Genomic DNA, 8,184 nt, shown 5'->3' with positions numbered 1-8,184 from the left:
TCAGGGCAAGTTGGTCACGAACCTCGCTCGGTATGCGCATACCACACCAACGACAAGGAGACCGCGAAGCAACGTGTTGATTCTTTACGGGCCCTAAGGGCCCGTAAAGAATCAACATGCTGCTTTGATCCCAGTGAGGCTGCTGTTCGCGAGGAGGGCAGTGACGTCAGCGGGCGTCCGGACCTGGCTGTCGAGGGTGTAATGGTGTAGCCGTGGTCGGCAAGGAGGCGCTGGACTCGGCGAATGGCCCCGGTGAGGGTGCTGCCGTTGGCTCCGAAGAGCTGGGCGAGCAGCTCTCGGGTGCCGAGTCTGCGCAGGTAGAGCACGGCGGCCATCGTCGAACAGATCACCGACCGCCCGCGCACCTATCGCGCAGCATCCCAGGAGCCGACCGCACAGTCCCACCGCAAGCCGAGACGTGCCGTGCCGGTTCCAGCCAGCGCGAGGAATCGGCATGGCAGCTTTCATCGTCAGCGTTCGACCACCGATCTTCACCCGTTCGGGTCAACTTGATGTGTCCCGGTTCATCCTGCCTCCCTGTCCGGGCATGTCCACGGTAAGGCCGGGCACGACGGCTGTGGGGAGGCGCCCATGATGACAGCGTCGCAAGAGACGGTCGGGCACACCCATGATCCCGCTGCAGCCCAGGCTCTCGTAGCGGACTGGGCCCGCAGCTGGACTCCCTGCTCCTCGTTCTTCGACACCGGGCGCAGCCGCACCATCCCCTGGGCGCGCCGACCTGAGGCGGCGGCCCTGCTCGCCGCGATGGCCGACCCCGACCGGGACTTCGACGCAATCGTCATCGGCTCCAGTGAACGCGCCTTCTACGGCAACCAGTTCGCGACCATGGCCCCGCTTTTCGACCACTACGACATCGAGGTGTGGGTGCCGGAACTGGGCGGGGCCGTGGATCCGCAGACCGCAGGGCAGGAAGAGCTGATGATCCTGCTCGGCATCCTGTCCAAACGGGAGATCGCCCGCGCCCGGATCCGCACCCGCGCCGCGATGACCGTGCAGACCCGCGATCAAGGCCGATATCTCGGCGGCCGACCACCCTACGGCTACCGTCTGGTCGATGCAGGCCCGCACCCCAACCGGGCCCTCGCGCGTCGTGGCGTACGCCTGCAGCGTCTGGACACCGACCCCGAGTGCGGGCCGATCGTGTCCTGGATCTTCGCCCAGCGCCTGGACGGACACAGCGTCGCGCGCATCACCCGCGCCCTGAACGACGCCGGTGTCCCCTGTCCGGCAGCCGCCGACCCCGTCCGGAACCCGCACCGGGAAGGGCAGCGCTGGGTGCTGAACACGGTCCGGGCGATCCTCGCCAATCCGCGCTACACCGGCCGTCAGGTCTGGAACCGCCAGCGCACCGACCACGACCTCCTCGACCCCGCCAACACCACACTCGGCCACCGCGACGTCATGCGCTGGAACACCCCCACTGACTGGATCATCTCCGCCCGGCCCGCACACCCAGCACTGGTCAGCGAGGCCGACTTCATCACCGTCCAGAACCTCCGCCCCCACCGGGAAACCGTCCCTGGACGTGCCTACCTACTGGCAGGGCTGCTCTGCTGCGGTGTCTGCGGCCGGCGCATGGAGTCTCACTGGACTCACCACCGTCCTGGCTACCGGTGCCGCCACGGCCACACCAGCGCTACCCGGCCCGACCCCGGTCGCACTCCCAACGCCTACCTGCGCGAAGACCAGGTACTGCCGCACCTACCGGCCCTGCATCTCCGCCTCACCAGCCGCCTGGATCCTCCGGGGTCAGCACCCGTGAGCCGTGACCCGGCGCCACCGACACCGGCCCAGGCAATCGCCCACCTGCGCAGCGAGGAGATCACCCTGACCTACGACCCCGCGACCAGAACCCTGACCGCGGACACGCCCCAGGCAGAAAGGATCACCATCAGCTGACCGATGCCCACCGAACCGCCGACGAAGGGGAGAAGCCAGGCCGAAGACCCCGCAACGACGAACACCCGCCCTGGCCGGGAGCCGGAAACGGGTGCCGATCCCACATGCCCGAAAACAGGCCAGCGTGGGGCAACTCTGTGTCCGAGGGGGGACTTGAACCCCCACGCCCGATAAAGGGCACTAGCACCTCAAGCTAGCGCGTCTGCCATTCCGCCACCCGGACTAGGTGTCTGCCGCCTTGCCGGGGGTGTTCCCCGCGGCGACATGGACAACAATACCAAGGTTTCGGAGTGCGTTTCACCTGCGTATCCGTCCCGTGGGGGCGGCTCGGCGCCGGGCCGGGCCGCCCGGGTCGGCGGCGGCATACAGAATGCATGATCCTGTGTACATGCCGTGAGGGCTACGGCATGAGCTGGTACTCCGGGAAGTTCCCGGGCAGCCGATCCCCCGCCGGCCCGCGAGTCACGGCGCGCACCAGAAGATCGCCGCCGACGAAGGCACCCCGCCAGGAGGCGCCGGAACCGCCGAACAGCTCGTCGCGGTCGCCGCGGGAGCGGGGAACGCCGTGTCCGGTCTTGAAGGCGCGGATCTGCGGGGCGAGCCGGTCGTAGGTGGCCCGGTCGTCCGTGGCGAGGGTGGCGACCAAGGCGCCGTTGGACGCGTTCATGGCGGCCAGCAGCTCGGCCTCGGTGTCCACCAGGACGATCGTGTCGACGGGGCCGAAGGGCTCCGCGTGGTGCAGCGGGGAGGACGGCGGCGGGTTGAGGAGGGTGACCGGGTGGACGTAGGCGGAGGTGTCCTGACCCGGCAGGAACCGTGTGTCGTCGGGGCGGCCGCGGTACAGCGGTACGGCGCCCCGGTCGACGGCCTCGGCGACCTGGTCGGTGAGCTCCTTGGCCTTGGCCGCGTTGATCAGCGGGCCGAAGTCCAGCTCGGGGAACGGGTCGGCCCGGTCCGCGACCGCGAGGGGGTGGCCGACGCGGACGGAGCGGACCGCGGGGAGGTAGGCGGCCAGGAACGCGTCGAACCGGGAACGCTGCACGACGAAACGCGGGTAAGCGGTACAGCGCTGTTTTCCGTAGTCGAAGAGCTTGGGGATCACGGCGGTGAGCCGCTCCCAGTCGGAGAACTCCCAGATGCCCCAGGTGTTCAGGCCCTCCTGTTCCAGAATGTGCGGTTTGGCGAGACCGGTGACGGCGGTGGCCACGTCGGCGCCGGTGCCGCGGCCGCCGACGAAGGACACACAGCCGATCTCCGGCGCCCGCACCAGTGCCTCGTTCAGTTCGCGGCCGCTGCCACCGACCAGCGTGACCGGCACCCCCTCGCGGGCGGCCAGCGCCATGGCCAGGGAGAGGCAGGCCACACCGCCGTCGGTCGGGGTCTTGGCGATCACGGCGTTGCCGGCCAGGGCCTGCACGAGGGCGGCGTGCACGAGCACGCTCATCGGGTAGTTCCAGCTGGCGATGTTGGACACGGGTCCATCAAGCGGACTCCGGCCGGCGAGCATGGGCTCGATGCCGTCGGCGTACCAGCGCACGCCGTCGATCGCCCGGTCGACGTCCGCGAGGGCGAGCCGCCAGGGCTTGCCGATCTCCCACACGAGCAGCAGGGCGAGCAGGTCGCGGTGTGCGGTGAGCGCGTCCAGGGTGGCGGCTATCCGCGCCCGCCGTTCGGGCAGCGGGATGTGCCGCCAGGCGCGGTGCTGGTCGAGGGCCGCTCGTACGGCCTGCTGGGCGGTGGCGCCGTCGAGCCGCGGGGCGCCGGCGATCGGGGTGCCGTCGACCGGGGTGGTCGCCGGGAGCGCACGTCCGCCGGCCCGCCATTCTGCACCCCAGAGATTGAGGACACGGTCGTCCCGGAAGGCCTCCGGCGCTACGGCGAGACAGCGCCGCCAGGCGTCGGCGTAGGCCGTGCCGGGCTTCAGGAGCGCGGGGGTCGGGGCGGGCGGGCGCTGGGCGGGGTTCGTCGGCGGCGGGTTCGGGGTGAGCGTGGGTGTCATACGTCGGCTCCGCTCTCGCTGCACGGTCGGGGCGGGGTGGGGTGGGGTGGGGTGGCTCCAGGTGGGGTGGGGGGCTTGAGGTTGGTTGGGGAGGGAGTGGGGCCCGATGGGGGCCGGGGCGGGTCAGCCGGCGTGGAGGGTGTCCAGGACCAGTCGGGCCGTCTCGGTCGGGGTGCGGCCGACGCGGACTCCGGCCGCCTCCAGGGCCTCCTGCTTGGCGCGGGCGGTGCCGGCGGAGCCGGAGACGATCGCGCCGGCGTGGCCCATGGTCCGGCCCTCGGGCGCGGTGAACCCGGCGATGTAGCCGACGACGGGCTTGGTGACGTGCTCCCGGATGTAGGCGGCGGCGCGTTCCTCGGCGTCGCCGCCGATCTCCCCGATGAGGACGACGAGTTCGGTGTCCGGGTCGTCCTGGAAGGCGGCCAGGCAGTCGATGTGGCTGGTGCCGACGACCGGGTCGCCGCCGATGCCGACGCAGGTGGAGAAGCCGATGTCACGGAGCTCGTACATGAGCTGGTACGTCAGCGTGCCCGACTTGGAGACCAGGCCGATGGGGCCGGGCTTGGTGATGTCAGCGGGGATGATGCCGGCGTTGGACTGGCCGGGGGTGATCAGGCCGGGGCAGTTGGGGCCGATGATCCGGGTGCCGGTGCGCCGGGCGTGGGCGGTGAAGGCGACCGTGTCGTGGACCGGGATGCCCTCGGTGATGACGACGGCGAGGGGGATGTGGGCGTCGGCGGCCTCGATGACGGCGGCCTTGGCGTAGGCGGGCGGCACGAAGACTACGGTGACATCGGCGCCGGTCGACCGTATACCGTCGGCGACCGAACCGAAGACCGGGACGGCCTGCCCGTCGAAGTCGACGGTCTGCCCGGCCTTGCGCGGGTTGACCCCGCCGACGACGTTTGTGCCGGCCGCGAGCATGCGCCGGGTGTGCCGCATGCCCTGGCCCCCGGTCATGCCCTGGACGAGGACCTTGCTCTCCTTGGTGAGGTGGATGGCCATGTCCCGGCTCCTCAGATGGTGTGGGCGAGTTCGGCGGCCCGGCGGGCGGCGCCGTCCATGGTGGTGGCCTGTTCGACGAGCGGATGGGCGCGCGCGCCGAGGATCGCGCGTCCGCGTGCGGCGTTGTTGCCATCGAGGCGGACGACGAGCGGCTTGGTCAGCCGGACGGTGTCGACGGCCGCCACGATTCCCTCGGCGACGGCGTCGCAGGCGGTGATCCCGCCGAAGACGTTGACGAAGACGGACTTCACGGCCGGGTCGGAGAGGATCACCGACAGTCCGTCGGCCATCACCTGTGCGGAGGCCCCGCCGCCGATGTCGAGGAAGTTGGCGGGGCGGGCGCCGCAGCCGGCGACGACGTCCAGGGTCGACATGACCAGGCCCGCGCCGTTGCCGATGACCCCGACCTCCCCGTCGAGCCTGACGTAGGTGAGGCCGCGCTCGGCGGCGGCCGCCTCCAGCGGGTCCTGGTGCTCCTCGCCCCGCTGGCCCCAACGGGCCTGCCGGAAGCGGGCGTTGTCGTCCAGGGTGACCTTGCCGTCGAGGGCGAGGATCCGCCCCTGGGCGGTGCGCACCAGGGGGTTGACCTCGACCAGCAGGGCGTCCTCGCGGATCAGCACCTCCCACAGCCGTACGAGGACGTCGACGGTCTGCGGGGGCAGCCCGGCCGCGCTCGCGATCTCCCCGGCCTTGGCGGACGTGACGCCCTTGGCCGGGTCGACGGGGATCCGTGCCACCGCCTCCGGCCGGGTCGCCGCGACCTCCTCGATCTCCATGCCGCCCTGGGCGGAGGCGATGGCGAGGAAGCCGCCGGCGGTGCGGTCGAGGACGTAGGAGACATAGAACTCCTCGGCGATGTCGACCGGTTCGGCGAGCATCACCGTGCCGACCAGGTGGCCCTTGATGTCCATGCCGAGGATCTGGCGTGCGGTCAGCTCCGCCGCTGCGGGGTCGGCGGCGAGCTTGACCCCGCCCGCCTTGCCGCGCCCGCCGGTCTTCACCTGCGCCTTGACCACGGCCCGGCCGCCGAGCCGGCGGGCGATCTCGCGGGCCTGTTTGGACGAGTCGGTGACCTCTGCCCGCGGCACGGGAATGCCGTGTTCCTCGAAGAGCTGCCGTGCCTGGTGTTCGTACAGGTCCATGTGCGGCTCCTGTCTGCGAGGCCGTCGCGAGTCCGCCCGGCACTGACCGAATGAGGCCGGACTCCGATGACCGAAAAGTGTGTTCGCCCCCTGGACACCATCCACGGGATGCGGGATAACAAGCTTCATACAGTATTCGTCGACTGTATGCAATCTACTGCATACAGCTCGGCGGCTGTCGGTATGCAGTGCACGCGAGCCGCCCAACCCTACGAAAGGGACAGGACTTCGCCATGCCCGACGACGCCCAGGACATGATCTCCGGTGGTCATCTCGTGGCCAAGGCGCTGAAGGCCGAGGGAGTCGATCGCATCTACACCTTGTGCGGCGGCCACATCATCGACATCTACGACGGCTGCGTCGACGAAGGCATAGAAGTCGTCGACGTACGCCATGAGCAGGTCGCCGCGCACGCCGCCGACGGCTACGCCCGTATCACCGGCGGGCCGGGCTGCGCGGTGGTCACCGCGGGCCCCGGCACGACCGACGCCGTCACCGGGGTCGCCAACGCCTTCCGCGCGGAGTCCCCGATGCTGCTGATCGGCGGCCAAGGGGCGCTCACCCAGCACAAGATGGGGTCCCTGCAGGACCTGCCGCACGTCGACATGATGACGCCGATCACCAAGTTCGCGGCGACCGTGCCGGACACCGCCCGCGCCGCCGACATGGTGTCGATGGCGTTCCGCGAGTGCTACCACGGCGCGCCCGGCCCCTCCTTCCTGGAGATCCCCCGCGATGTCCTGGACGCGAAGGTACCGGCCGACAAGGCGCGGGTGCCGAGGGCCGGCGCCTACCGTGCCTCCACCCGCTCGGCCGGCGACCCCGAGGCGATCGAGAAGCTCGCCGACCTGCTCGTGCACGCCGGGAAGCCGGCGATCCTGCTGGGCAGCCAGGTGTGGACGACCCGCGGCACCGAGGCGGCCGTCGAGCTGGTACGGGCCCTCGACATCCCGGCGTACATGAACGGCGCCGGCCGCGGCACCCTCCCGCCCGGCGACCCGCACCACTTCCAGCTCTCACGGCGGTACGCCTTCTCCAACGCCGACGTCATCGTGATCGTCGGCACGCCGTTCGACTTCCGCATGGGCTACGGCAAGCGCCTCTCCCCCGACGCGACGGTCGTCCAGATCGACCTGGGCTACCGCACGGTGGGCAAGAACCGCGACATCGACCTCGGCATCGTCGGCGACGCGGGGCTGGTCCTGAAGTCCGTCACCGAGGCGGCCTCCGGACGGCTCGACGGGGGCGCGGCCAGACGCAAGGAGTGGCTGGACGAGCTGCGCGCGGCCGAGCGGACGGCGCTCGAGAAGCGGTTGCCGCTGCTGAGGTCGGACGCGTCGCCCATCCACCCGTACCGCCTCGTCAGCGAGGTCAACGGCTTCCTCACCGAGGACTCGATCTACATCGGCGACGGCGGCGACATCGTCACCTTCTCCGGGCAGGTCGTCCAGCCCAAGTCGCCCGGCCACTGGATGGACCCGGGCCCGCTCGGCACGCTCGGCGTCGGCGTCCCCTTCGTGCTCGCCGCCAAGCAGGCCCGCCCGGGCAAGGAGGTCGTCGCCCTCTTCGGGGACGGCGCCTTCTCCCTGACCGGCTGGGACTTCGAGACCCTGGTCCGCTACGACCTGCCGTTCGTCGGCATCGTCGGCAACAACTCCTTGATGAACCAGATCCGTTACGGCCAGGCCGTCAAGTACGGCAAGGAGCGCGAGCGGGTCGGAAACACCCTCGGCGACGTCGCCTACGACAAGTTCGCGCAGATGCTGGGCGGTTACGGCGAGGAGGTCCGCGATCCCGCCGACATCGGCCCCGTGCTGCGCCGGGCCCGCGAGTCGGGCAAGCCGTCGCTCATCAACGTCTGGGTCGACCCGGACGCGTACGCCCCCGGAACCATGAACCAGACCATGTACAAGTGAGGGGACCCAAGGTGACCACCAAGGCACTCGACGGCATCCGAGTCCTGGACATGACCCACGTCCAGTCCGGGCCCTCCGCGACCCAGCTGCTCGCCTGGCTCGGCGCCGACGTCATCAAGCTGGAGGCGCCGACCGGCGACATCACCCGCAAACAGCTGCGGGACCTGCCGGACGTCGACTCCCTCTACTTCACGATGCTCAA

At 70.5% G+C, this 8,184-nt stretch carries 6 protein-coding genes, 1 tRNA gene and 1 pseudogene; 3 read left to right on the top strand and 5 right to left on the bottom strand.

Going from position 1 to position 8,184, the window contains the following annotated elements:
- Positions 1 to 111 precede the first annotated feature (111 nt).
- Positions 112 to 335, bottom strand: a pseudogene (locus AB0M27_RS45545) (ISAzo13 family transposase); the annotation flags it as partial.
- Positions 336 to 591: 256 nt separating this feature from the next.
- Here AB0M27_RS45545 and AB0M27_RS45540 point away from each other — a divergent pair.
- Positions 592 to 1,920, top strand: coding sequence for a recombinase family protein (locus AB0M27_RS45540; RefSeq protein WP_365731911.1), 1,329 nt, complete (start codon positions 592 to 594; stop codon positions 1,918 to 1,920).
- A 138-nt stretch (positions 1,921 to 2,058) separates the two neighbouring features.
- Here the strand turns inward: AB0M27_RS45540 and AB0M27_RS45535 are convergent.
- The 4 genes from AB0M27_RS45535 to sucC form a co-directional block, all read right to left on the bottom strand.
- Positions 2,059 to 2,143, bottom strand: a tRNA-Leu gene (locus AB0M27_RS45535).
- A gap of 177 nt (positions 2,144 to 2,320) precedes the next feature.
- Positions 2,321 to 3,919 carry an aldehyde dehydrogenase family protein gene (locus AB0M27_RS45530; protein ID WP_365731909.1) on the bottom strand — a complete coding sequence of 533 codons (1,599 nt, stop codon included), beginning with the start codon at positions 3,917 to 3,919 and terminating at the stop codon, positions 2,321 to 2,323.
- 123 nt (positions 3,920 to 4,042) lie between these two features.
- Positions 4,043 to 4,924 carry a succinate--CoA ligase subunit alpha gene (gene sucD, locus AB0M27_RS45525; protein ID WP_365731907.1) on the bottom strand — a complete coding sequence of 294 codons (882 nt, stop codon included), beginning with the start codon at positions 4,922 to 4,924 and terminating at the stop codon, positions 4,043 to 4,045.
- An 11-nt stretch (positions 4,925 to 4,935) separates the two neighbouring features.
- Positions 4,936 to 6,066, bottom strand: a complete 1,131-nt coding sequence (gene sucC, locus AB0M27_RS45520) for an ADP-forming succinate--CoA ligase subunit beta (RefSeq protein WP_365731900.1) — start codon at positions 6,064 to 6,066, stop codon at positions 4,936 to 4,938.
- A 233-nt stretch (positions 6,067 to 6,299) separates the two neighbouring features.
- On the opposite strand from sucC, the gene AB0M27_RS45515 reads away from it, so the two are divergent.
- Together AB0M27_RS45515 and AB0M27_RS45510 are read left to right on the top strand one after the other, a co-directional pair.
- The gene (locus tag AB0M27_RS45515; protein WP_365731898.1) at positions 6,300 to 7,982 is read left to right on the top strand and encodes a thiamine pyrophosphate-binding protein; all 1,683 of its coding nucleotides are present in this window, start codon (positions 6,300 to 6,302) and stop codon (positions 7,980 to 7,982) included.
- Between the two features lie 50 nt (positions 7,983 to 8,032).
- Positions 8,033 to 8,184 (top strand): CoA transferase (locus tag AB0M27_RS45510; RefSeq protein WP_365726005.1); only part of this gene is annotated, 152 nt, incomplete at its 3' end.

It is taken from the genome of Streptomyces sp. NPDC052107 (genome assembly GCF_040680215.1).
Taxonomy (GTDB): Bacteria; Actinomycetota; Actinomycetes; order Streptomycetales; family Streptomycetaceae; genus Streptomyces.
The sequence above is the reverse complement of the archived record's forward strand: the minus strand, read 5'-3'. Positions and strand labels throughout refer to the sequence as shown.

Bases quoted from the DNA above. Each gene is read 5' to 3' on its own strand.
- sucC (WP_365731900.1), bottom strand. From the start codon at position 6,066: ATGGACCTGTACGAACACCAGGCACGGCAGCTCTTCGAGGAACACGGC.
- AB0M27_RS45530 (WP_365731909.1), bottom strand. From the start codon at position 3,919: ATGACACCCACGCTCACCCCGAACCCGCCGCCGACGAACCCCGCCCAG.
- sucD (WP_365731907.1), bottom strand. From the start codon at position 4,924: ATGGCCATCCACCTCACCAAGGAGAGCAAGGTCCTCGTCCAGGGCATG.
- AB0M27_RS45515 (WP_365731898.1), top strand. From the start codon at position 6,300: ATGCCCGACGACGCCCAGGACATGATCTCCGGTGGTCATCTCGTGGCC.
- AB0M27_RS45540 (WP_365731911.1), top strand. From the start codon at position 592: ATGATGACAGCGTCGCAAGAGACGGTCGGGCACACCCATGATCCCGCT.